At 63.9% G+C, this 23,963-nt stretch carries 23 protein-coding genes; 9 read left to right on the top strand and 14 right to left on the bottom strand.

The features are described from left to right. Positions 1–45: 45 nt before the first annotated feature. Positions 46–2,724 (bottom strand): bifunctional acetate--CoA ligase family protein/GNAT family N-acetyltransferase, encoded by a 2,679-nt coding sequence (locus tag HH213_RS26540; protein WP_169114262.1) that lies wholly within the window; start codon positions 2,722–2,724, stop codon positions 46–48. A 116-nt stretch (positions 2,725–2,840) separates the two neighbouring features. Between HH213_RS26540 and HH213_RS26535 the strand changes: the two genes are divergently transcribed. Then, a complete protein-coding gene (locus HH213_RS26535; RefSeq protein ID WP_229263176.1) occupies positions 2,841–3,266 on the top strand; it encodes a bacteriohemerythrin in 426 nt (141 codons plus the stop codon). 46 nt (positions 3,267–3,312) lie between these two features. Here the strand turns inward: HH213_RS26535 and HH213_RS26530 are convergent, their stop codons facing one another. The 8 genes from HH213_RS26530 to HH213_RS26495 form a co-directional block, all read right to left on the bottom strand. After that, the gene (locus HH213_RS26530) at positions 3,313–4,053 is read right to left on the bottom strand and encodes a Crp/Fnr family transcriptional regulator (RefSeq protein ID WP_169114261.1); all 741 of its coding nucleotides are present in this window, start codon (positions 4,051–4,053) and stop codon (positions 3,313–3,315) included. Next, positions 4,050–4,754, bottom strand: a complete 705-nt coding sequence (locus HH213_RS26525; protein ID WP_169114260.1) for a Crp/Fnr family transcriptional regulator — start codon at positions 4,752–4,754, stop codon at positions 4,050–4,052. The genes HH213_RS26530 and HH213_RS26525 overlap by 4 nt, the downstream gene beginning before the upstream one ends. 13 nt (positions 4,755–4,767) lie before the next feature. Beyond that, positions 4,768–5,613, bottom strand: coding sequence for a universal stress protein (locus HH213_RS26520; protein WP_169114259.1), 846 nt, complete (start codon positions 5,611–5,613; stop codon positions 4,768–4,770). Positions 5,614–5,725: 112 nt separating this feature from the next. Continuing rightward, positions 5,726–7,042, bottom strand: a complete 1,317-nt coding sequence (locus HH213_RS26515; protein ID WP_169114258.1) for an Nramp family divalent metal transporter — start codon at positions 7,040–7,042, stop codon at positions 5,726–5,728. Between the two features lie 132 nt (positions 7,043–7,174). Then, the gene (locus HH213_RS26510; protein WP_169114257.1) at positions 7,175–7,888 is read right to left on the bottom strand and encodes a glycosyltransferase family 2 protein; all 714 of its coding nucleotides are present in this window, start codon (positions 7,886–7,888) and stop codon (positions 7,175–7,177) included. Then, positions 7,885–8,487, bottom strand: a complete 603-nt coding sequence (locus tag HH213_RS26505) for an SAM-dependent methyltransferase (protein WP_110848024.1) — start codon at positions 8,485–8,487, stop codon at positions 7,885–7,887. The genes HH213_RS26510 and HH213_RS26505 overlap by 4 nt, the downstream gene beginning before the upstream one ends. Beyond that, positions 8,484–9,368 carry a PIG-L deacetylase family protein gene (locus HH213_RS26500; protein ID WP_229263175.1) on the bottom strand — a complete coding sequence of 295 codons (885 nt, stop codon included), beginning with the start codon at positions 9,366–9,368 and terminating at the stop codon, positions 8,484–8,486. The genes HH213_RS26505 and HH213_RS26500 overlap by 4 nt, the downstream gene beginning before the upstream one ends. After that, positions 9,356–10,384 carry an acyl-CoA dehydrogenase family protein gene (locus HH213_RS26495; RefSeq protein ID WP_217363468.1) on the bottom strand — a complete coding sequence of 343 codons (1,029 nt, stop codon included), beginning with the start codon at positions 10,382–10,384 and terminating at the stop codon, positions 9,356–9,358. Before HH213_RS26495 ends, HH213_RS26500 begins: the two co-directional genes overlap by 13 nt. A 191-nt stretch (positions 10,385–10,575) precedes the next feature. Here HH213_RS26495 and HH213_RS26490 point away from each other — a divergent pair, with 191 nt between their 5' ends. Genes HH213_RS26490 through HH213_RS26475 form a run of 4 tightly spaced genes read left to right on the top strand, consistent with a single transcriptional unit; the run spans position 10,576 to position 14,588 of the window. Next, complete coding sequence (locus HH213_RS26490) at positions 10,576–10,791, top strand: hypothetical protein (RefSeq protein ID WP_308494515.1); 216 nt, start codon at positions 10,576–10,578, stop codon at positions 10,789–10,791. Next, entirely contained in the window at positions 10,788–11,306 is a 519-nt protein-coding gene (locus HH213_RS26485) for a (2Fe-2S)-binding protein (RefSeq protein ID WP_169114256.1), read from the top strand. The genes HH213_RS26490 and HH213_RS26485 overlap by 4 nt, the downstream gene beginning before the upstream one ends. Then, positions 11,303–12,325 (top strand): FAD binding domain-containing protein, encoded by a 1,023-nt coding sequence (locus tag HH213_RS26480; RefSeq protein ID WP_169114255.1) that lies wholly within the window; start codon positions 11,303–11,305, stop codon positions 12,323–12,325. Before HH213_RS26485 ends, HH213_RS26480 begins: the two co-directional genes overlap by 4 nt. After that, complete coding sequence (locus HH213_RS26475) at positions 12,288–14,588, top strand: xanthine dehydrogenase family protein molybdopterin-binding subunit (protein ID WP_169114254.1); 2,301 nt, start codon at positions 12,288–12,290, stop codon at positions 14,586–14,588. The genes HH213_RS26480 and HH213_RS26475 overlap by 38 nt, the downstream gene beginning before the upstream one ends. 25 nt (positions 14,589–14,613) lie before the next feature. Here the strand turns inward: HH213_RS26475 and HH213_RS26470 are convergent, their stop codons facing one another. Next, on the bottom strand, positions 14,614–15,510 hold the full coding sequence (locus HH213_RS26470; protein ID WP_169114253.1) for a LysR substrate-binding domain-containing protein: 897 nt from the start codon (positions 15,508–15,510) through the stop codon (positions 14,614–14,616). Between the two features lie 87 nt (positions 15,511–15,597). Here HH213_RS26470 and HH213_RS26465 point away from each other — a divergent pair, with 87 nt between their 5' ends. Continuing rightward, positions 15,598–16,659 carry a tartrate dehydrogenase gene (locus HH213_RS26465; RefSeq protein ID WP_169114252.1) on the top strand — a complete coding sequence of 354 codons (1,062 nt, stop codon included), beginning with the start codon at positions 15,598–15,600 and terminating at the stop codon, positions 16,657–16,659. Here the strand turns inward: HH213_RS26465 and HH213_RS26460 are convergent. Both HH213_RS26460 and HH213_RS26455 read right to left on the bottom strand, forming a co-directional pair. Further along, on the bottom strand, positions 16,652–17,950 hold the full coding sequence (locus HH213_RS26460; RefSeq protein WP_169114251.1) for a cation:proton antiporter: 1,299 nt from the start codon (positions 17,948–17,950) through the stop codon (positions 16,652–16,654). The two genes, HH213_RS26465 and HH213_RS26460, sit on opposite strands and share 8 nt — an antisense overlap. Before the next feature lie 27 nt (positions 17,951–17,977). Continuing rightward, positions 17,978–18,538: a flavin reductase family protein gene (locus HH213_RS26455; protein ID WP_169114250.1), complete on the bottom strand. Its 561-nt coding sequence runs from the start codon at positions 18,536–18,538 to the stop codon at positions 17,978–17,980. 76 nt (positions 18,539–18,614) lie between these two features. Here HH213_RS26455 and HH213_RS26450 point away from each other — a divergent pair, with 76 nt between their 5' ends. The 3 genes from HH213_RS26450 (at position 18,615) to HH213_RS26440 (ending at position 21,314) form a co-directional block, all read left to right on the top strand. Further along, positions 18,615–19,061, top strand: a complete 447-nt coding sequence (locus tag HH213_RS26450) for a nuclear transport factor 2 family protein (protein ID WP_169114249.1) — start codon at positions 18,615–18,617, stop codon at positions 19,059–19,061. Next, positions 19,061–19,747, top strand: coding sequence for a pentapeptide repeat-containing protein (locus HH213_RS26445; RefSeq protein ID WP_110848013.1), 687 nt, complete (start codon positions 19,061–19,063; stop codon positions 19,745–19,747). The genes HH213_RS26450 and HH213_RS26445 overlap by 1 nt, the downstream gene beginning before the upstream one ends. 97 nt (positions 19,748–19,844) lie before the next feature. Then, positions 19,845–21,314 carry a pectate lyase family protein gene (locus HH213_RS26440; RefSeq protein WP_169114248.1) on the top strand — a complete coding sequence of 490 codons (1,470 nt, stop codon included), beginning with the start codon at positions 19,845–19,847 and terminating at the stop codon, positions 21,312–21,314. Here HH213_RS26440 and HH213_RS26435 read toward each other — a convergent pair. Together HH213_RS26435 and bcaP are read right to left on the bottom strand one after the other, a co-directional pair. Next, positions 21,301–21,822, bottom strand: coding sequence for a thioesterase family protein (locus HH213_RS26435; RefSeq protein ID WP_217363467.1), 522 nt, complete (start codon positions 21,820–21,822; stop codon positions 21,301–21,303). The genes HH213_RS26440 and HH213_RS26435 overlap by 14 nt on opposite strands. 644 nt (positions 21,823–22,466) lie before the next feature. Next, positions 22,467–23,855, bottom strand: coding sequence for a branched-chain amino acid transporter BcaP (bcaP, locus tag HH213_RS26430; RefSeq protein ID WP_110848009.1), 1,389 nt, complete (start codon positions 23,853–23,855; stop codon positions 22,467–22,469). Positions 23,856–23,963: the final 108 nt, after the last annotated feature.

Below are 23,963 nucleotides of genomic sequence, written 5' to 3'. Positions count from 1 at the left end.
GGGGTCTGACCCCGTACGGGGTCGGACCCCACCTGGTGGTGCGGGTCAAAGTTGTTTGGTGCAGAGCTGGAATTCCGGATCGTCCTCATACGGACGAATATGGAATTCCAGGCTGCCCATCAGGCGCAGCATGCCGCGGTTCTTGCGCAGCACCAGGCCGACGATTTCGCTCAGGCCTTTATCGCGCGCCACATCCATAATCTCCAGCATCAAGCGCGTGCCCAAGCCCTGGCCGCTGAACTTGTCGTCTACCAGCAGCGAGAATTCGCAACTGCTGCGATCCGGATTGGCGATGTAGCGCGAGACGCCGATGATTTGCTCGGTCTCGGTAAAGCTGCCATCGTCATCGGCGGTGCGCGTCGTCAGCACCGCCACCAGCGCCATCTCCCGGTCGTAATCAATCAAGGTATAACGCGCCAGCATCTGCGCCGACAACTCGCGCAGCGACGACGCAAAGCGGTTGTAGCGCGACTGGTCGGAAAGGCCCCGCACCAGCGACTGCAGCATCTCCGCGTCGGTCGGCTGCACCGGACGCAACGTGTACTGCCCACCGCCGCGCATCGGCCAGTCGCGCGCGTAGCTGGACGGGTAAGGCATGATGGCCAGCTGGTCGTAACGCTGCGCCGACGGCGGCGCCACGCCTACCGCGACGCGCGCATCCACCGCCAGTACGCCAAACTGGTCGACGATCAGCGGGTTGATATCCAGCTCACGCAACTGCGGCAGTTCGCACACCATTTCCGATACGCGCAGCAGGATGTGTTCGATGGCCTGACGGTCAACACCCGGCGCGCCGCGCCATTCGCCCAAGGTGGCGGCGACGCGCGCGCGGTCGATCAGGCGCTGCGCCAGGAAGGGATTCAGCGGCGGCAGCTCAACCGCGCGGTCGTTCAGCAGTTCGACCATGGTGCCGCCGGCGCCGAAGCCGATCACCGGGCCAAACAGCGGATCGCTGGCGACGCCGATATACAGTTCGCGGCCATCGCGCTTGCCGGCCATGCGCTGCACGGTGACGCCGTTGATGCGCGCCTCCGGCTGCAAACGGCGCACGTTGGCCAGCATGTCGCCGTAGGCAGCGCCCAGCGCGCCGGCGTCGGCCAGGTTCAGCACCACGCCCTGCACATCGGATTTATGCGGGATGTCGGGCGAATCGATTTTCAGCGCCACCGGGTAGCCCAGCTGGGCGGCGATCAATTGCGCCTCGGCCGCGCTGCGGGCCGGCATGGTCGGCGTGATCGGAATGTGGAAGGCCGCCAGCAGCGCCTTCGATTCCATCTCGGTCAGCACGCTGCGGCGCTCGGCCAGCACGCTTTCCACCAGGCGGCGCGCGCCTTCCAGGTCCGGCTTGGCCAGCTGCGACAGCGGCGGCGGCGTTTGCTGCAACAGCTGCTGGTTCTGATAAAACGCGGCGATATTGCCAAAACCGTCGACCGCCGCTTCCGGCGTGCGGAACGTCGCCAGGCCGGCCTGGCCGATCACCTTGCGGCCAGGCGCCACGCGCTCGTCGCCCATCCAGCAAGCCAGCAGTGGTTTGCCCAGACCTTTGGCGGCTGCGGCCACGCTGTGTGCGATGGCGGTCGGGTCGCCATCCAGCTTGGGCGAGTAGATCACCAGCAGGCCGTCGACGTTGGCATCCTGTGCGCAGGCGCGGATGGCGGCGGCGTAGTGTTCCGGGCCGGCTTCTTCTGACAGGTCGAGCAGGTCGGTCAGCGTGGCGTGCACCGGCAGCAGCGGCGCCAGCGCCCTGGCGGATTCCGCGCCCGGACGGCCCAGTTGCAGGCCGAGTTGACCGAGCCAGTCGGCTGCCAGCACGCCGGGACCACCGCCGTTGCTGATCACCGCCAGCCGCGGCCCGACCGGACGATAGCGCGACGCCAGGCATTTGGCGGCCGAGAACAGCTGTACGAATGTGTTGACGCGCACCGCGCCGGTGCGCCGCAGCGCCGCGTCGAAGATCTCGTCGCTGCCGATCAGCATGCCGGAGTGGGTCGCCGCCGCGCGCGAAGCCGCCGCCGCATTGCCGGATTTGATGATGACTACCGGCTTGGTATTGGCCGTGCCGCGCAGCGCCGACAGGAAGCGGCGGGCGTCGGTGATGCCCTCCATGTAGATGACGATGCTTTCGGTGGCCGGATCGGTGGCGAGGAAATCCAGCGTCTGCGCCAGGTCGACCGCCGTATTAGGGCCGAGCGAGACCACTGCCGACAGGCCGACCGAGTTGGTGCCGGCCCAGTCCAGGATGGCCGAGGTCAGCGCGCCGGATTGCGAGATTAGCGCCAGGCTGCCGCTTTGCGCCAGTTTGCCGGCCACGCCGGCGTTGAGTTTCAGGCGCGGACGCTGGAAACCCAGGCTGTTTGGACCGAGCAGAAACAGGCCGTGCTTGCGGGCGATGTCCTGCAGTTCGGCGGCCAGCTCCGGCGGCACGCTGGACGAGACGATCAGCGCCGATTTGCACTGGATGCGGCCAGCCACTTCCAGCGCGAACGCCAGTTCCTCATGCGGCAGCGCGATCATGGCGAGGTCGGCGCGCGATTGCACCAGGTCGGCCAGCGTGCCGGTCATGCTGACGTCGAGGAAGGTCAGGGCGCCGTCGTAGCCGCCATCGCGCAACTGCGCGCACAGGCTGCGGCCGTAGGCGGTCTGGCGTTCCGGCTGGTCTGGCGGACCGGCGAAAACGACGATGGATTTAGGCGCAAATAGCGGGCTGAGATAGTGCAGATCCATGAGCTTATTCTCGACAATGACAGGCAAACCACACTATACGGCAAATCATTGGCGCTTGACCTGCAGCATGGATTTGTGACAAGCAAGTCGGCATAGTGTGATGGTGGATAGGAGGCATGATGGACACGAACGTGTTGACGAATGAGATGGTGCTGGGGATTCCCTTGTTTGACGAGGCGCACGCGGCCTTGGCCGAGCAGATCCAGCTGATTTTGAATGGTCCCGATGAAGAGTTTGACGCGCATCTTGCCGGGTTGGTGGAGTGCCTGGAGGTGGATTTCCGGCTGGAGGAACAGTTGATGGAGGCGATTGACTATCCGGCCACGCGCAGTCATCGCGAGCAGCATGCGCGGGTGCTGGCTACCTTGCATGGCTTGGCGCCGGGCGACATTGTGAATGGCCGCAAGGTGGCGGCCTTGGTATTGCCGTGGTTTCAGGTACACCTGGCGACGGCCGATACGGCGTTGGCGGTGGCGTTGCAGATGGCCGGGCGGGCCCAGGAAGCGTCCGCCGAACCCGCACGGCGGCCTGCTGGGGTCTGACCCCGGATGGGGTCAGACCCCGTACTTCCGGGGTTGCCAGCGCCGCTCAATCCAGCGCCAACGGTGCGCCGGCCGCCACCATTTCCACGTCCCGCAATCCCGGCAGCGTGTACGCGCGCTGGCCCATCGTCAGCCAGCCGCGCCGCCGCAACGCGCTCAAACAGCGGCTGACGGTGGAGGACGTCAAGCCCAGATAATCCGCAATATCCTGGCGCGACATCGGCAACGTCGCGCGTGCGACGCCTTGTGTCTGCTCCAGCCGATGCAGCAGGAATTGCGCCACCCGCTGTATCGCCGACGTGCTGCGCAACATGGCAGCGTGCTGCTGGTGGCGCGCAATCGTCCCGCTCAACAGCTGCCCAAACGCCTCGGCGCTGCGCGGCTGCCTGTCCAGCAACGCGGTCAGCATCGTGTACGGCACGGTGGCGATCTCGCAATCGGTCAGCGCCACCGCGCCGGCATGACGCTGGTGTTCATTCAGTGACTCCAGTCCCACCCACGCCCCCGGCCCCAGAAATTCGATAATATGCTGTCCGCCTTCCCGCCCGTGCTGGTACAGCTTGATGTCGCCCTTGCGGATAATGTACAGGTGCTGGTCCACCGCATCCGAGACGCGGAACAGGTGCTCGCCGCCATGCAGGCGGATGCAGCGCTGTTCCATGCAGGGTTCATTGCGTTCGGCGTCTTCCGGCAGCTCGTCCAGGCACAGCACATTGAGCGGACAGCCACTGCAGCGGCGCAGACTGTCCGCCAGCGCCGGCGTCACCAGGCGAAGTCGATGGCTCATGCGGCGCTTTCCACGCCGGCCGCCGCACGTTGCAGCGCGTCCGGATCGAGCAAGGTCAGGTCGCGCCGCTGCAGCTGCACCAGCCCCTGGCGTCGAAACTGATCCAGCAACCTGCTCACGCACTCGGCGCTGACACCGATGTAGCTGGCAATATCGCAGCGCGACATCGGTAGCCGGAAGCGCAGCGCCGAATAGCCGTTGCTGCGGTGCGCCTGTGACAGCCTCAACATCAGATCGGCCATGCGCTGGCGCGAATGGGTGTGGTGCAGCAGCAGCGTGGCGTGCTGGGCGCGGCGGATTTCCCCGGCCAGTAGCGCGTGCAGTCCCAGTCGCTGCATCGGCTGGCGGCGACCACGAAAAGCCTGGCGATCCCAGTCGATAACGCACACTTCGCTGTCCTCCAGCGCCACCGCCGAGGCGTTATGACCGGCCGCGCCCAGCGTGTTCAGGCCGAGGAATTCCGGCGCCATGGCAAAGCCGGTCACCTGTTCCTCGCCGCCGGCGCGCGTCATCACCATTTTAAAACTCCCGGAACGGATGCTGTAGATTCGGTTGCCCGGCGACTCGCCGGCACGATACAGGCTGTCGTGCCGGCGCACGCGCAGGCGATGGCCGGCGATCTGGTCGGCGTCGGCCGTGCCTTCGCACAGCGGCAGGTGGACACAACGTTCACAATTGCTGCGGTAACTATCAATACGCATTGCCCGACCTCGATTAATGCGCCATCAGCACGGGCAGCGTCATCGATTGCAGCACGCGCCGGGTGACGCCGCCCAGCACGATTTCGCGCCAGCGCTGGTGGCCGTAGGCGCCCATCACCAGCAGGTCGGCGCCGATGTCCGCCGCCAACGACAGCAGGGCGTTGCCGATGTCCAGCCCGGATGGCGCATGCTGCTGGGCCACTTCGACCTTGACGCCATGGCGTGCCAGGTAGAGGGCGATGTCGGCGCCTGGTTGCTCGCCGTGGGCGCCATCGTTGCCGTCGGCATTAAACACCGCCAGCGTCACGCGCTTGCTCTGGCGCAGCAGCGGCAGCGCATCGGTGACGGCGCGGGTAGCGGCGCGGCTGCCATCCCAGGCCACCAGCGCGTGCTGGTCGATGTGGCTGTAGCGGCCGGCATACGGCACCAGCAGCACCGGGCGGCCGCCGTGCAACGCCAGGTGTTCCGGCAGCGTACGCAGCAGGTCGGGGCCGTTCAGGTTGGGATCATTCTGGCTCAGCACCAGCAGGTCGGTATAACGGGCTTGCAGCACCAGGCCGGTTTCGGCGTCGTCGTCGCTGATGCGGCGCTCATAGCTGTTACCGGCGCTGTCGGCGTGGGCGACAAAGCCCGCCAGCGCCTGTTCCGCATTACCGGTGACGGACTGGATGTCTTCCGCCGACAGCAGTACGCCGCCGTAGGCGAACGCGGCGTTACGGTAAATCTCCACCGCCAGGCCGGTGAAGGCGGCGCCGACCAGGTGGGCGTCGTGGCTGAGGGCGACCTGGCTGGCCAGTGCGTAGCGTTGCGCGGCGTGGGGCGACAAGTCGGCGTGAACCAGAATGTTTTTGTAAGACATGATGAGCTCCTTGTGATGACCGTTATCAGGCTATCAAAGCTCATCGACAAATTTTATGATCTGGATCAAATTTCCCCGGATAAATTATTGCGCTGTCCGGTTGACGGGCGGTTTAAAGGCGCGATAGCAGCACGCCATTCAGGCTGACGATCAGCGCCATCATGCCCCACGCCAGCCAGGCGACCGGGCGTGGCGTGGCGAACCGTCCCATGATGTCGGGCGAGCTGGTGTAGCGGATCAGCGGCCACATGGCGAACGGCAGTTGCAAGCTGAGGATCACCTGGCTGAGGATCAGCAGGCTGGTCACGCCCTGGTCGCCGTAGACGATGGTGACGAACAGCGCCGGCACAATCGCCACCGCGCGCGTGATCAACCGACGCGCCCATGGCGGAAGGCGTAGTTGGACAAAACCTTCCATGACGATCTGGCCGGCCAGCGTGGCCGTGACCGAGGAGCTGAGGCCGGCCGCCAGTAGCGCCACGCCGAACAGGATGCTGGCCAGCGCGGCACCGGTCAGTGGTCCAAGCAGTTTGTAGGCTTGTTCCAGGTCCGCCACTTCGGCGTGGCCGCTGGTGTGGAACACCGCTGCCGAGGTAATCAGAATAGCGGCGTTGACCAGGAAGGCCAGGCCCAGCGCCACCACGATGTCGGCCGAGGCGAACGAGATGGCCTTGTGCTTGCCGTCCTCGCTGGTGCTGAAACTGCGCGTCTGCACGGTGGACGAATGCAGGTACAGGTTATGTGGCATGACGGTGGCGCCGATGATGCCGATGGCCAGATACAGCATGCCGGGATCGGTGACGGTTTGCGTGGTGGGGATGAAGCCTGCGGCCACCGCGCGCCATTCCGGCTGCGCGAGTAGCAGGTTGATGGCGAAGCACAGGAAAATCACGCCCAGCAGCGCCATGACAAAGGCTTCCAGATAGCGGAAGCCGCGCTGCTGCAGCCACAGAATGGCCAGCACGTCGAGCGCGGTCAGTATCACGCCGTAAGTCAGCGGTATCCCGAACAGCAGTTTGAGGGCGATGGCGGTGCCGATGACTTCCGCCAGGTCGCAGGCGCAGATGGCGACCTCGCACATCAGCCATTGCGCCACCGCCGAGCGGCGCGACGAGTGCATGCGACACAGCTGCGCCAGATCCGCCTGCGCCACGATGCCAAGCCGCGCCGACAGGATCTGCAACAGCATCGCCATGCAGCTGGACAGGCCGATGATCCATAGCAGGGAATAGCCGTAGGCGGCGCCGCCGGCAAGGTCGGTGGCCCAGTTGCCGGGGTCCATATAGCCGACCGCCACCAGGTAGCCGGGACCGGCGAAGCTGAGGAAGCGGCGCCACCATGGGCCGTGGCCGAGCACCGGCACGCTGCGCTGGCTGTTGGCGCCAGCAGCCGTCGGCTCAAGCGGGGTGGATAAAACGGGTGGCGCCATCGGGACTCCTTTGCGGCCGCCGTCGGCCTGCGGGTCTGCTGCGTTTCGGCGGCATTACTGCTGGGGTTTGCGTGGCGGCGGTGGCTGGCTACGTCCTGAGATGCAATGGTACGATATTTTCTGCGTGCCGCGTCAGATTCCGGCAGCAGCGGCCGCGCGGGCGCTTTCGGCGTAGCGTAGCAGCGTATCGCCAAAGCCGCCGCGCGCCTTGGCGTCGCAGCGCGCGCTGGTGGTCACGCGCGGCGCCGCGCTCCAGGCGAAGCGGGCGCCGGAGCGCTCCAGCGCCGTCACCAGCGCCACGTCCTCGCTACAGGCGAGGGGCTCGAAGCCGCCGGCGCGCAGGTAGGCGTCGGCCGCCACGCCCATATTGGCGCCGTGGATATGGTGGTGGCCGTCGGCGTCGGTATAGCTGTTGTGGAAGTGACGGCGCAGCACTTCCGCATTGTGGCGGTGCGGCGACCAGTCGTCCACCGCCACGGTGCCGCATACCACGTCAACGTTGAGGTGCAGTTGCGCTACCAGCCAGTTGGGCGACACCTGGGTATCGGCGTCGGTGAAGGCCAGCCAGCGCGCACCGTGGCGCAGCATGTGGCGCGCGCCGGCGGCCCGGGTGACGCCGACGTTGCGCGCTTCCACGCACAGGCAGTCGATGACGCAGCTTAGGTCCGATTGGGCGGCGTGACGTTCGACGATGGCGCGCGAGCGGTCGGTGCAGCTGTCCAATGCCACCGTGATGCGGACTGCTTCGCCGTGCAGCGCCGGAGCGGCTGCTGCGGCGCGTGCAGCGTGCAGGCAGGCGTCAAGGTACAGTTCTTCATTGTGGGCGGGGATGACGATGCCGATCATGCCGTAACTCCTTCGTGTTGCGCTACCGAGCGCGGATCGAGCGACCAGACGTCCAGCAGGAAGTCGGCCTCCTCGTGGTGGGCGATGCGATTCAGTTGCGGGACGGCGTCAAATGAGGCGTGGATAGCGTCTGCACTCTGACTGCCGTCGTTGATTGGCCGGCGCCAGTGGCACAGCACCAGTGCACCGCTCAGGGCCAGCGAATTGACGCAGTTCGCACGCAGCTGATCCAATTCGTCGTCGTTGAGGTAGTAGGCCATTTCGCTGATGACAATCAGATCGAAGGCGGCGCCGGCCGGCCATTCTCCCGGCACGCGCTGGCACGCGACCGTAACGCGGCCGGCTGGCAGGCCGGCGACGCGCTTGCGGGTCAGCTCCACGGCTGCGGGCGACAGGTCGCTGGCGGTCACGCAATCGGCGCGACGGGCCAGGGCGGCGGTCAGTTCGCCATTGCCGCAAGCCGGCTCGAAGGCGTGGTGGTAATGCGGCGCCGGCAGGCTGGCCATCAGCAAGGCGCGTTTGCGCTGCTCGTACCAGCGCTGGCGAACCTGCCAGGGATCGTTGTTTTGCTCGTACAGCTGCTGGAAGTGTTCACTCATGTGAAGTAGATCTCGTAGGGATGGAGCAGGCGGGCCAGCACGTGCGGCGGCAGGATCGCCTGCTGCCCGCTGGACGGATCGTCATGTAATTGCGTCTGGAAGCACTGGACGGCTTGTTGCTTGCGGCGCAGGACGTCGTCGCTCAGTTGCAGGCGGCGTGCGCGATGCCACGGCAAACGTGGGTCGCCTGGCGTGGCCCAATGCCAGCTCCATACCGGCATTTCCACCAGCGTCGCGCGGCAGGCGCGGGCCGCCAGCGATGCGGCCAGGCCGCATGCTTCATGGTCGGGATGGCCGTCCTGGCGCCAGGTGACGAACACCGTGTCGTCAGGCCGCAGCAGCTGGCGCAGCAGCGTGTGCAGCTCTTCCAGATGCGCGCGGACCTGTCCATCGGGCAGGCGGGCGCGTAATAGTTGTGGCGCGTTGGCGTTGTCAAGGCCCATCGTTTGCAAGGCGGCGGCGGTTTCCTGGGGACGCAGGCGCGCCAGATCGGTCGGCGACAGCAGGCCGGAGCCGGGATGGCTTGCGGTGCCGTCGGTCACCGCCAGCAGGACGGTGCGCGTGCCTTGGGCATGCAGCAGTTGCAGCAGGCCGCCGCAGGCCAGCACTTCGTCGTCGGGATGCGGCGCGATGATGATGGCGCGTCCCTGCGTCGGCGCGAGTTCGGCTGCGGTGATGGGCGGCAGTTCGGCCAGACCGCGCCATGCTTGCCAGTCGGCGTCCGGCGTACCGCGTCCGGCGATGTGGCGTTCGGTGGTCTGGCGAGGTTGCGGCGCGCGTGGTGTTTGCAGCGCCTGCGGCCGATGCTCCCGCTCGAATTCGTGCGGCGCCCGTGGCGTTTGCGGCGACTGTGGCGCGTAAGGCGCGGTCATAACGCCCATGGCGTGTCCTCCTGTTGGTTGAGAAGGCTGCCGAGGGTGGCGAGATCTCGCTCGGCGTGACTCTGGCGCAGAAACACCGGCAGGTCGGCCGCCAGCCGCGCAAAGCGGGCATCGCGGCACAGCGGGCCCGCACCGAGCGCACGGGTGGCGTGGCGCAGCACTTCTGTCGCTGCCGCTTCTACCGCCAGCCTGGCGCGCATGGCGATGCGGCCTGCATAAGCGCCAGGAGCACGGTCGATGGAAGCAGCGGTGGCGCGCAGCAGCGCTGCGGCTGCGCTAAGGGAGATGTCGGTTTCACCCAGGTGTGCCAACCGATGCGGTTCGGGTTTGGGCTGGACGCGCGCGGCTTCGTGCAGATAGTCGCCCAGCGCCTGTGCCGCGCCATACCAGCAGGCGGCGACGCCGGCGCCGCCGTACCAGAAGCCGGGACGGCTCAGATATTCGCCCGGCGTGCCAACCGGGATCGCCGGCAGGCTGTCAAACAGTACGTCGACACTGGCGGTAGCCGCCATCCCGACCGCCTGCCAGCCTTCATTGGTGATCGTCACGCCGCGTTCGCGCAGCCCCACCGCGACTAACAAGCGTTCGCCATCGACATCCTGACAGCTGACCAGCGCGTGACTGAGCACGGCGGCGCCGGAGCACCACTGCTTGCGGCCGGAGATGACCGCCTGGCCGGCGCCGTCATAGCTTAGCGTGACCACGGCATCGGGCGGCTCGGCGCACCAGACGCCCCAGGATGCGCCGGGGATCGACGGGCCACTCAGCTCGGCCAGGATCGCCAGGGCGTCGGTATGGCTTTCGTACAGCTTGGCCAGTGTCAGATCATGGTGGGCCACCTTGGCCAGGCATTGCCAACGCTGCAGCGTGAGGCCGCTCGCCGGGAACGGCAATTGGTCCTGGCCGGCGGCAATCAGCTGCGCCAACTGCGCGCCTGGTGACTGTTGCGGGTCCAACCGCAGCAGCGCTTCGCCGAGCGTGTGCGCGGATGCATAGGGGAGACGGTCGATTTTCATGCGCTTGTCCTGAAGTTTGAACCATCATGGGCCGCGCTCCGCCTCGCTGTCTGTTAGTGCACGCACTCAGCCAGACGTTGGCCGGTGGCGGTGAGGTGCCGTACATACTGGACGTAGTCGATCGGCGATGCTGGCATGTCATCACTAACAAATAATTGCGCATCCATGAACCTGAGTCTCGATCTGCTGCAATGGCCCGCCATGGCGGTGACCGTGGGGCAGGGCTGCTGGTCGGCTCGCGTGCTCCGGCGCGGCGCAAGGCGGGCTTTATCGCTTTCCTACTGAGTAACGCGCTGTGGGTCGCGTGGGGCTGGCACGACGACGCCTGGGCCTTGATCGCCTTACAGCTTTGCCTGATGGTGACCAATGTACGCGGCATCCTGAAAAACGAAGAAGGAATCCAATGACTACTTATCCCGTACGCCTGCAACTCAACGGCGAATCCCGGCAGTTTGACGTTGAAGCGTGGGTGACCTTGCTCGACCTCCTGCGTGAACGCGCCGGCTTGACCGGTACAAAAAAGGGCTGCGACCATGGCCAATGCGGCGCCTGCACGGTGCTGGTCGGCGGCAAACGTATCAATTCCTGCCTGACGCTGGCCGTCATGCAGGACGGCCGCGAGGTCACTACGGTGGAAGGGCTGGCGGATGGCGCGCAGCTGCACCCGTTGCAGCAGGCCTTCATCGAGCATGACGCTTTCCAATGCGGTTACTGTACGCCCGGCCAGCTGTGTTCCGCCGTCGGCTTGATGAATGAAGGCGAGGCGAAGACAGTGGCCGAGGTGCGCGAGCTAATGAGCGGGAATATCTGCCGATGTGGCGCCTATCCGGGCATTGTGGCGGCGGTTACCGATGTCATGGGGCTGGCGCAGCACGAAGATAATCCCGATCGTCCGTATTTGCCTGGCACGGTGCCGGCATGAATCCCATCGCTTATTTCCGCGCCACCGACGCTAACGAGGCGTTGGCGCATGCTGGTGGCGGCGGGCGCTTTATCGCCGGCGGCACCAATCTGATCGACTTGATGAAGGAATTCGTCATGCGGCCGGCGGCGTTGGTCGACATCAACGGCCTGTCGCTGGGCGATATTGCGCCGACCGCTGACGGCGGCTTGCTGCTCGGCGCTACTGGACGCAACGCCGATACGGCTTATCATCCACTGGTTCGCGAACACTATCCGCTGCTGACGGCGGCGATACTGGCCGGCGCCTCGCCGCAAATCCGCAACATGGCCAGCAACGGCGGCAACCTGCTGCAGCGCACGCGCTGCCATTACTTTTACGATGTGGCGACGCCCTGCAACAAGCGCGCGCCGGGCAGCGGCTGCTCCGCCATTGGCGGGTTGACGCGCCAGCATGCGATCCTCGGCGCCAGTCCGCAGTGCATCGCGGTCCATCCGTCCGATATGTGCGTGGCGCTGGCGGCGTTGGGCGCCATCGTCCATGTGAGTTCGGCGGCGGGACAACGGCAGATTGCCTTTGCCGACTTTCATCGATTGCCCGGTGATCAGCCCGAGCACGACACCACACTGGAGCCGGGCGACCTGATTACCCACATCGAGCTGCCGCCCGCTGCGCAATTTGCGGCGCATTCGGCCTACCTCAAATTCCGAGACCGCGCCTCGTATGCGTTTGCGCTGGTGTCGGTGGCGGTGGCGCTGGACATTGGCGACGACGGTGCGGTGCGTGAAGCGCGCATTGCGCTGGGCGGCGTGGCGCACAAGCCTTGGCGTGTGCCGGCGGCGGAAGCGCTGCTGGCCGGGCAGCAGCCATCGGCGACGCTTTTCGCGTCGGCTGCTGATGCCTTGCTGTCCGGTGCGCAGGGACAGGGTGAAAACGACTTCAAAATCGATATGGCGCGCCGTGCCGTGGTGCGCGCGCTTGAACAGGCCGTGGCCGGAACTTATGACAATACAGGGAGCGAACGTGACAGAGCTGATTGAAGAACTCCGCACACCAACCGCGGATGAGGGCACGGGCGCGGTCACCATCGGCATGCCGGTGTCGCGCGTGGATGGACGTGACAAGGTGACAGGCCAGGCCCGCTACGCGGCCGAGTATCCAGCCGAAGGGTTGCTGTACGGCGTGGTAGTCAGCGGTACGATTCCGCGTGGCCGCATTACGGCCATTCGCGCCGACGCCGCGCTGGCGGTGGCCGGCGTGGTAGAGGTAATTACGCATCTGAACCGGCCTCGCATCCGATCGTTCGACATCTTCTACAAGGACATGACGGCGCCGGGCGGATCGCCATTCCGCCCTCTGTACGACGACAAGATCGCGTACAGCGGCCAGCCGGTGGCGCTGGTGGTGGCCGAGACGTTTGAGGCGGCGCGCTATGCGGCGCGGCTGGTGGAGGTGGACTACGAAGTCGAACCGCACGCCACCTCGCTCGTTGAAGACCGTGAACGCTCCTACAAGCCAAGCCGCATGAAGGCAGGATTCACGCCGCCACCCGATCCGAAGGGCCATGCCGATGAGGTATGGGAAAAGGCCGCCATCAAAGTCGAGGGCGAGTATTACAGCGGTGTGGAGCACCACAATCCGATGGAGCTGTTCGCCAGCACGGTGATCCGCGACGCCGATGGCCACCTGACGATCTACGACAAGACGCAAAGTTCGCAGAACAGCCGCTGGTACGTGTCCCACGTTTTCGGCCTGGCCAAGGACAAGGTCACGGTGCGCAATCCTTACGTGGGCGGCGCGTTTGGTTCCGGCCTGCGTCCGCAATACCAGCTACCGTTGGCGGTGATGGCTGCGCTCAAGCTGGAACGCTCGGTGCGAGTGGTGCTGACGCGCCAGCAGATGTTCACCTTTGGCCATCGGCCGGAGACCTTGCAACGCGTGCGACTTGCTGCCGATTCGGATGGCACGCTGACCTCCATTATTCACGAAGCGGTGGCCGAAACCTCGCGCATGGAGGATTACGTGGAGGTGGTGGTTAACTGGTCCGGCGAACTGTATCAATGCGAGCATGTGCGACTGGGCTACCATCTGGTCGACCTGGATCACGCCAGCCCGATGGACATGCGCGCGCCAGGCGCTGCTCACGGCGTGTATGCGCTGGAAGTGGCGATGGACGAATTGTCCTACGCGCTGAAGATGGATCCGCTGGCGCTGCGGCTAAAGAATTATGCCGACATGGATCCTTCACGCGGCCTGCCATATTCCACCAAGGAGCTGCGCGCCTGCTATCAGCAAGGTGCTGAGCGCTTCGGCTGGGACAAGCGCCCGCTCGAACCGGGCACGATGCGCGAAGGCCGCGAGTTGATCGGCTGGGGTATGGCGACCGGCATGTGGGACGCGATGCAGATGTTCGCGCGCGCCAGCGCCGTGCTGCATGCGGATGGTTCGCTGGTGGTCAGCAGCGCCGCCACCGATATCGGCACCGGCACTTACACGGCGATGAGCATCATCGCTGCTGACGCCATGGGGCTGCCGCTGGAGAAAGTGTGCTTCCAGCTGGGCGATTCGACGCTGCCAGTGGCACCGATCGAAGGCGGCTCCTCGCATGTGGCGACGGTCGGCTCGGCGGTGCAGGGCGTGTGCGAGAAATTGCAGAAGAAGCTATTCAAGCTGGCCAAGAAACTGCCTTCGTCACCGCTGGCCAAGGCGCGCTTTGACGATATCGAGTTTTCCGGCGGCGCGCTGCGCGTATCGTCGCAGCCTGGCGTGGCCGTTCCGATCACCGAAATCCTGGCCGGCAGCGGCGAACAGCGGCTGGAAGAAAAATACCTGATGCTGCCGAATATGCTCAAGCAGATGAAGTATCAGCGTTCGACGCATTCGGCAGTGTTCTGCGAGGTGCGCGTCGATCCGGAATTCGGCATGGTCCGGGTCACGCGGGTGGTCAGTGCCATTGCCGCTGGTCGCATCATCAATGCGAAGACCGCACAAAGCCAGATTATCGGCGGCGTGGTGTGGGGCATTGGCCAGGCGCTGCATGAAGAGACCCATTGCGATCACCGGTTTGGCCGCTTCATGAACCACAATCTGGGCGAGTACCACGTATCGGTCAACGCGGATATCCATGATATCGACGTTATCTTCGTGCAGGAGGACGACCGCATCGTCAGCCGCATCGGCGCCAAAGGTGTGGGTGAGATTGGCCTGGTTGGCGTGGCGGCGGCGGTATCCAACGCCATTTATCACGCCACCGGCAAGCGCGTACGCAGCACGCCGATAACGCCTGATAAATTGATGCGGTAGCATTATGGCGGCTTGGCGTATGGTGTTATCGCCGAGCGAGTTGCTGTTCCATGAACTCGACGCACACGCGCACTTTGGCGGAGCCCGCAAGCCGTTGCGGGTAGACCGCCCACACGTTGGCGCTCTGCGTGTACTGCGGCAGCACCTGCACCAGTTCCCCGCTGGCCAGGTGCGGTTGCGCGTCCCAGTGCGAACGCAGCACGATGCCGGCGCCGGCCACCGCCCACTGCAGCGCGATTTCGCCGTGATTGGATGACAGCGACCCGGTGACTTTCACTTTTTCTTCCGTGCCGCCGCTGTGCAGCGTCCACACGCCAAACGGCAGGTCGCGTTCCTTGATGGCCAGGCAGTTGTGGCCCGCCAGCTCCTGCAGGCTGCGCGGCGTGCCATGTCGCTTCAGGTAGGACGGCGAAGCGCACAGGATGCGGTGATTCGCCATCAGCTTGCGGGCGATGAGATGCGGTGCGATTTCGTCGCCGACGCGAATGTCGAGGTCAAAGCCCTCGGCCACGATATCGACCAGGCGGTCGAACACTTCAAACCGCACTTGCAGCGACGGATGCTCCGCCACCAACCGCGCCACCACCGGCGCCACCACGTTGCGGCCGAAGCCAAAGCTGCTGCTGATGCGCAGCAGGCCACGCGGCACGTCGCGCCGTTCGGCCATTTCGTGCAGCAGGCTGTCGAGGTTTTCCAGGATGGTCATGGCGTGTGCATATACTCGCTCACCGTCTTCGCTGACGATCACGCGGCGCGTGGTGCGGTGGAACAGCTTCACGCCCAGCATCTCCTCCAGGATGCCGATACGCTTGCTGACGTAGGCCGGCGACATGCCCAGTTCCTCGGCCGCCGCCGCAAAGCTGGCCTTGCGCGCCGCCGTCGCAAACACGCGCAAGTCTTCGTTGTCGATACGATTATCCACGATATGTGTTCCATGGCTTTACATTTCAGCTAATTATAAACGACGAAAACCGGTTTATGCTGTGGCTTTCCATGAAGGAGAGCAGACATGAAAGTACATAAAATCGCCGTGCTGGCGGGCGACGGCATCGGCAAGGAAGTGATGCCGGAGGGGATACGCGCGGTGGACGCGGCAGCGAAGCGCTTCAACATCGGCATCGAGTGGACCAGCTTTGAGTGGCCGAGCTGCGATTACTATCTGAAGCACGGCAAGATGATGCCGGACGACTGGAAGGAACAACTGGACGGCTACGACGCGCTGTTCTTCGGCGCGGTCGGCTGGCCGGACACGGTGCCGGACCACGTGTCGCTGTGGGGATCGCTGCTGAAGTTCCGCCGCCAGTTCGACCAGTACATCAATCTGCGACCGGTTCGGCTGCTGCCCGGCGTGCCTTGCCCGCTCGCGAACAAGCAGCCGGGCGATATCGATATGATGATCGTCCGCGAGAATACGGAAGGCGAATATTCCAGTGTCGGCGGCCGCATGTTTGAGGGCACCGACCGCGAGTTCGTGCTGCAGGAAGCCATCTTCACCCGCACCGGCGTAGACCGCGTGCTGAAGTTTGCGTTTGAACTGGCGCAGAAGCGGCCGAAGAAGCACCTGACTTCCGCCACCAAGTCCAACGGCATTTCGATCAGCATGCCGTACTGGGACGAGCGGGTGGACGCGATGGGCACGAGCTTTCCGGAAGTCCGGCATGACAAGTACCACATCGATATCCTGGCTGCGCGCTTCGTGCTGTCGCCGGAGCGCTTTGACGTGGTGGTGGCGTCCAACCTGTTCGGCGATATCCTGTCCGACCTGGGGCCAGCATGCGCGGGCACCATCGGCATTGCGCCATCGGCCAACCTGAATCCGGAGCGCAGCTTCCCGTCGCTGTTTGAGCCGGTGCACGGTTCGGCGCCGGATATCTATGGCCAGAACATCGCCAATCCGATTGCCATGATCTGGTGCGGCGCTATGATGCTGGACTTCCTGGGCTATACCGAGGCGCATGACGCCATGGTGGCGGCTGTGGAGCGCTGTCTGGTCGACGGTCCGCGCACTCCGGATATGGGTGGCACGGCCAGCACCACCGAAGTAGGCGCGGCGATCGCGGCGACTATTTAGCGTCGTCGATCAGCGGCTTGACGCTGAAGCCGTGCACCAGTATCGACAGCATGATGACGCCCAGCGAGATGCCGGTCAGCTGTTTGGCCAGCGCGGCCGGCAAGCCGGCCTGCATCGCAAACACCAGGTAGAAGATAGAGCCGATGCCGCGCACGCCGAACCAGCCGATCATGGCGCGCATCCGTTTGCCGGTGCCGCTGCCCATCAGTCCAACGTAGACGGCGAGCGGCCGCGCCACCACAAACAGGAAGGCGGCCACGCCGATAGTTTCGTAAGGCAGTTCGCGCAGCGAGATCATGCCGCCCAACAGCAGCACCAGCGTCAGTTCGGACAGGCGTTCGAGGTGCTCTTTAAATACCAGCGACTCCGCGCTGACCACCTGCGGCACGTCATTGGTCTTGCTCTCCTGGGCTACCTGTGATTTCGCCAGCTCTGGTTCGCGCAGGCCGTGGCGGTCCTTGGGAGCGCCGGCCAGTTTCAATTCGGTCTGACGCAGTGCAACGGCGGCGAAAAACACCGCCAGGAAGCCGGAGGCCTTGACCAGGCTGGCGGCGCTGAAAACGATGGCGATCAATCCCAGCGCCACCAGGTCGTCCATGATTTCGTGACGCGGCTTGATCACGCGCAGCTGCCAACTGATACGCGCCACCGCAGCGCCGGCCGCGCCGCCGATAAGCAGGGCGCCGGCGGTGGCCCACAACACGTCTACCGACAACCATTGGAGCAGATGCGCGCCGATATCGTCGGCCTCCTTTATGTGCAGCATGCCGAGACCCAACAGTACGAAGGGGAAGGCGCTGCCGTCGTTCATGCCGGCTTCGCAGGTGAGGTTGAAGCGCAGTTCGTCCTTGTCGCCGGCGTGGCGCACTTGCACGTCGGTGGCCAGTACCGGATCGGTGGGCGCAAGGATGCCGCCTAACAGAATGGCGGCGCCCGCCGGCATATGCAGCACATAGTAGGCGAACAGCGCCACCAGGCCGACCGTCAGGGTCATCGACACCCAGGCGAGGCGCAGCGGCGCGTTCCAGCGCGCCAGTGTGAACGGTACCGGCATTTTGACGCCAGCAGAGAACAGGGAAATCAGCAGCGCAATTTGCGCCAGCATTTCCAGCAGCGCGGATTCCTTGGTGGGGTCGAAGCGGAACAGGTTAAGGCAACTGGGGCCGAGCAGCATGCCGACCGCTAGATAGACAATCGCGGAGGTGAACGGCGAACGCGAAATCGTCGTCGCCGCCAGTCCGCGCGCCAGCATCAATGCGCCGATCAGCAGGAACCATCCGTAGGTGCTCATGGCGTCTCCTCGGCCGCGTCGGCGGCGTTAGCGGCGCTGGTTGGGGTAGCGCTCCAGCGTGGCGATCTCGCGCCCGGAGACCATGAATTCACCGTCGCCCCGGTAGTGTAGCGTTTTCGGTAGCCTGGGTGTGGTGGCGACGTGTGCGCGCACTACCTCCCAGACGAACAGCGGATGATTGGGATTGGGATGGGCGTCTGCCAGGCGGCATTCGAAGCTGGCGTAGCATTCGGCGATCAATGGCGCAGCGACTTCTTCGGCCGGTGCGGCGGTCAGGCCAAACAGGGAGAATTTGTCCTGGTCTGCACCGCTGCAATTGCCGATGCCGATGACTTGTTCCAGCAGCTCGGCGGTCGGCAGGTTGATCACGCATTCGCGGCTGTTGACCACCATGTCGTAGCTATGGTTGCTCTCGTCGATATAGCAGCCGAACAGCGCCGGCTGAAAGCCGATCATCATGTGCCAGCCCATGGTCATGATGTTGGTCTTGCCTTGCCACGCGGAGCTGACCAGCACCACCGGCCCAGGCTCCAGCAGGCGGCGGATGTTGGCCACGTCGTACGGCTGCTTGCGGTATTTTTTCTTCATGGCTTGCAGAATAAGAGTATTTCTTCAAGAAGTCTGTGGGGTAGGGCACGGTGGAGCGGTTATACTCTTCGGCACCATGAAAAAACTCCTGCTTTCTGTCGCGGCCTTGCTGCCGCTGGTGGTATCGACATCGGCTTCCGCCGCGCCTTGTCTGCCGGTCGAGGCGCTGATTGCGCGCGATGCGCAATATGAAGAGGCGCTGCGCGTGGGCGACCTGGCATTCCTGCAAGCGCTGTTGGCCGATGATTATGTCTGGGTGCATACCCTCGGCTCAAACGTGGAAACGCGGCCGTCGCTGCTGGCGCGGCTGGCCAAGCCGGTGATCTATAAATCGCGCACCACCAGTGATGTGCATGCGCATGTCCAGGGCGATACGGTCGTGCTGCGCGGCGTGAGCACCACCGAGCAGTGGAATGCGGATGGCCAGACGTCACGTAGCAACCGGTATCAATTTATGCGCACGTATGTGAATGTGGCAGGCCAGTGCAAGCTGCTGTCGGTACAAACTATGAATCTCAAGTGATGGAACAATTGAATACGAACGCCGTCAGCGGCGTGGCGCTGTCGCGCGCCGAACTGGAAGACTATCTGGCGCAAGGCGTGCGCCGTTTCGAGAGCTGCACTTTTGACGATGAAGATCTGTCGCGCCTCGATCTGCAAGGCTGTACATTTGAACGTTGCACCTTCGTTGGCGCCATCCTGTTTGCCTGCAAGCTGGCGCGTTCGCACTGGCTACGCTGCCGTGCCGGCGGTGTGGATCTGGAGTCGGTCGACGCGGTCGATGCGCGCTTTGACGGCTGCGATCTGAATAACGCCAAGTGGCGCCGGGCTAAGCTGGCTTCCGCCGCTTTCCATGGCTGCAAACTGACCGGCGCATCATTTGAAGAAGTGGCGCACCTCGGCATTCATTTTGAAGAGTGCCTGCTGGTGGGCGCCGACATGCGCGGCTTCTCGTTCAAGAAGGCGACTTTGAAGGAGCTGGATTTTTCGGAAGCCTACCTGTCCGGTTGCGACTTCCGCGAGGCGGTGTTCGAGGGCGGCAGTTTGCGGAATGCGGTGCTCAAGCTGGCCAAGTTCCAGGGCGCGGATCTGCGGGCAACGAATATCGAGGGCGTGCGCCTGACCGAGGTGGGCCTGTTCAAGGGCGCGGTTATTTCGCACGCGCAGGCGGCGGCGTTTTTGCGTGAGCTAGATCTGGTTGTTATATGAGTTGCTAAATTTTTCATATGTTGCCCTACAGCAAGCGTGCTAGGATTGAATTTCAATTCTGATATGGTTGTGAATTATTTAAATGGGGATTTAACATATGAAGCAGACTTTGATAGGTGCGGCGGTTGCCGTGCTGTTCGCCGGTAGCGCGCAGGCGGCCGATTGGCCGAGCGGTTTTTCCAAGTGCGTGGATGAAGGCGGTACCTGCAAGGCGGGCAGCACCGCGCGGCAGATTTCGTATGGCATCAAGGATAAGTGGGTGATCCAGACGCTGTCTGGCGACGTGGCCTGCAACGTGGCGACGTTTGGTTCGGACCCGTATCCGGGCAAGGACAAGAAGTGCGCGGTGGGGGCGTTGACGACGACGCCAACTCCGACGCCAACCCCGGCGCCAACGCCAACGCCAACGCCTGCACCGACGCCAACGCCAACGCCAACGCCTGCTCCAACGCCAGTGCCGGCACCGGCCGACGCCACCTACGAATCTGCGCCAGTCGCCGGCTGGGCGAGCCAGAACGGTGGCACTACCGGTGGCGCGGCGGCTGCCGCATCGGCCATCTACAAAGTCAGCACCGCCGCGCAACTGGTCGCTGCCGTCAAGGCCCAGGGCGACAAGCCGAAAATCATCAAACTGTACGGCACCATCGACCCGACCGCGGCCGACAACGGCGGCCCGTACACCAGCACCACCGACCAGGCAGCGCGCCTGCAAATCAAATTGGGCAGCAACACCACGCTGATCGGCATGGGCAACGACACCAAACTGGTCAACGCCAACATCGTCATCAACGGCGTGCAGAACGTCATCGTACGCAACCTGAACATTCAGGCGCCGTGCGACATCGCGCCGGTATGGGACCCGGACGACGGCAGCGCGGGCAACTGGAATTCGGAGTATGACGGCATCACTGTGCTGGCCTCCAAAAACGTCTGGATTGACCACAATGCCTTCACCGACGCGCCGATGACCGACGATAAGCTGCCGCTTGAAAAAGGCCGCATCAAGCAATGCCACGACGGCGCGCTGGACGTGAAGAACGGCTCCGACTACGTCACCATCTCCAACAACCGCTTCGAACTGCATCAGAAAAATAACCTGATCGGTTCGTCGGACTCGCGCACCACCGATGACGGCCACCTGACCGTGACCTTCACCGGCAACCACTTCCTCAATGTCAGCGAACGCGCGCCGCGGGTACGGTTCGGCAAAGTCCACATCTACAACAACTACTTCGAAGGCAGCCGCTCGCACGCCATCTACCCGCACCACTACAGCGTGGGTGTGGGCTATCTGGCCAAGATCATTTCGCAAAACAATGCGTTTGAAGTGGCAGGCGCCAGCACCTGCGCGCACATCGTCACCAATCCCGGCTCGTCGAGCAAAACCGGCGTGTTCACCGACAGCGGGTCGTTGCTGAACAGCGGCGCGCTGGACGCGGCGGGCAAGTGCAGCTACAGCGGCGCGGTGGGTTGGACGGTGCCATATGCCGTCACGCCACTGGCTGCATCGGCGGTGAAGGCGGCGGTGTTGAACAACGCCGGCACCGGCAAGATCAGCGTGAAGTAGTTTCTTCCTCGCGCAACTGAAGACTCATGCCATCGCAGCTCTCCGACCACGCCTTCAGCCATTGCGGCAGGGGCGGGGACTGTTCCGGCATGCCGAGATCGCGCACGATATCGGCCGGGGGCACGGTGCCCTTGGCCGAGCGGAACACTCCGCGCATCACCACCACGCCGGCCACACGGCCGTCCTTGACGAAGCGGTGCTCAAGGAAGCTCCATTTGTCGTCCCAGCCGAGCATGCGGGTGTGCAGTTCGAACGATTCAAATACTTTCAGCTCGCGGCGGAACTTGCCCCAGGCGTCGCCGACGATAGGCACGGCCTTGTGACGCAGCGCCGTGCGGAAGGCGCCGGTCTTCAGCACATAGTCCATGCGGCCGATGTCGGCCAGCGTGAAGTAGCGGCCGTTGGTGACGTGGCGGTTCAAGTCCAGGTCGAGCGGCCACACGCGCAGGTGTATGACGGTGGTGGAAAATGGATCGGCATGCTGACGCCACGGGCGTTTGAGCAGCATCCATATCAGACGAAACCAGAGATTCATGGTGTATAGGAGGATAGAAAATAGCCTCCACTATAGGCGATGCGCTTCCGCGAAAGTAGATTGTTTCTTCAGTCGGAGAATCGCATTATCAGGACTTCTGTCACACCACTTTGCCATCGTGTCATCTGACCAAATCAGTCAGGTGAGGGTTCCTTATCGCCCTAGTTCCAGTCGTCCGCTTTCCAACGTGGCCGGTCGCGGTGTCTGACCCCCTAAAGTCGCATACCAAGCCATATTACCGATTCCGTTGAGCCTGATACGGCTGCGCTTAGCATTCGTCCGAAGATTCCCGGAGTAGGGGTGTGATTTTCTGCCGCATCATGATGCTCTTGCTCCTCGTTCAAGATGCTGGACATTGCAGAGATGGCGGCAGCATCTTCGGCAGCCAGTCGCGATTCCCAGCAGATAACCACTCGCCGCACCTAGCCAGTAGCTCTTACAGCGCTTCAATCCGCGTCGTCGGATCTGCTGTAGCATCTTGGGAGAGCCGTCCGCCTGCGCATTGGCGCTGTGCGGAAGGGTACTCACCAATAGAAGCAGAACAGTGAAAAGGCCTTTCATCGCGAGACCCTGGATGTGAAACTGCCCGCATGGTGCGGGCAGTTTGGGGAAGCGGTTTAGTTCAGCAGCGAGTGCTTGCGGGCGTACCCGAAGTAGATCACCAGTCCGATCACAAGCCAGATGCCGAAGGCGACCCAGGTGACCCAGCTCAGGTAGCACATCAGCGTGACGCAGAAGATCACGGCCAGTGCCGGGATCACCGGCACGCCTGGGCAGCGGAAGGCGCGTTTCAGGTCCGGACGCTTCTTGCGCAGGATGACGACGGCGATCGACACCAGGCTGAAGGCGGCCAGCGTGCCGATGTTGACCAGCTCACTCAGCACGTTCAGCGGCACCACGGCGGCCAGCAGACCGAAGACGATGCCGACGATCCAGGTGGCCAGGAACGGCGTCTGGAAGCGCGGGTGGACCTTCGACAGGCGTTTCGGCAGCAGGCCGTCGCGCGACATGGCGTAGATGATGCGGGTCTGGCCGTAGGCCATCACCAGGATCACGGTGGTCATGCCGAGAATGGCGCCCAGGTCGACGAACCCGGCGAACCAGTTCTCACCAGCCTTTTGCAGCGCCAGCGTGACCGGATGGTCGATGCCGAGGAATTCCTTGTACGGCACGATGCCGGTCATGATGGCCGAGACGATTACGTACAACACGGTGCAGCCGGCCAGCGAGCCGATGATGCCGATCGGCAGATCGCGCTCCGGACGTTTGACTTCCTCCGCCGCCGAGGTCACGGCGTCGAAACCGATGAAGGCGAAGAACACCAGCGCCGAAGCGCCCAGCATGCCGTTGACGCCGTACGGCATGAACGGGTGCCAGTTGGCCGGCGTGACATGGCGCGCGCCGACGAAGATAAACAGCAGCACCACGCTGATCTTGATGACCACCATGACGTTGTTGACGCGCGCCGATTCGCGCACGCCGATGCTCAGCATCGCGGTCAGCACCAGCATGATGCACAGCGCCGGCAGGTTGATCAGCGTATGCACGCCGGGCAGCGCGCCGGGAGCGGCGGTCAGCTCGACCGGCAGGTGCAGGCCGAAACCGGAAATCAGCGACTGGAAGTAGCCGGACCAGCCGACCGACACGGCCGATGTGGCCAAGCCGTATTCCAGCAGCAGGTCCCAGCCGATCATCCAGGCGGCCAGTTCGCCCAGTGTGGCATAGGAGTAGGTGTAGATGGAACCCGCCACCGGCACGGTGGAGGCAAATTCTGCGTAGCACAGCGCGGCGAAACCGCAGGCGATGGCGGCCACCACGAACGACAGCGTCAGCGCCGGGCCGGCGGTCACGGCGCCGGTGCCGGTCAGCACAAAGATACCCGTACCGACGATAGCGCCGATACCCATCAAGATTAGGTCGAATGGACCAAGTACCTTCGCCAACCCACCCGGCTTGCGGGAATTGGCGATCATATCATCCAGATTCTTCGTTCTAAAAAGGCTCAAAATAGCTCCAGTGCTCTTTGTGTTTTATCGTGTGGCCCAAGGCGCGCCTTGTGGGCTGCTTTTTAGGCAAGCGGGAATAATACAGCATGTTTTACGCATTTCCGAGGG

It is taken from the genome of Duganella dendranthematis (genome assembly GCF_012849375.1).
GTDB lineage: Bacteria > Pseudomonadota > Gammaproteobacteria > Burkholderiales > Burkholderiaceae_D > Rugamonas > Rugamonas dendranthematis.
The sequence above is the reverse complement of the archived record's forward strand: the minus strand, read 5'-3'. Positions and strand labels throughout refer to the sequence as shown.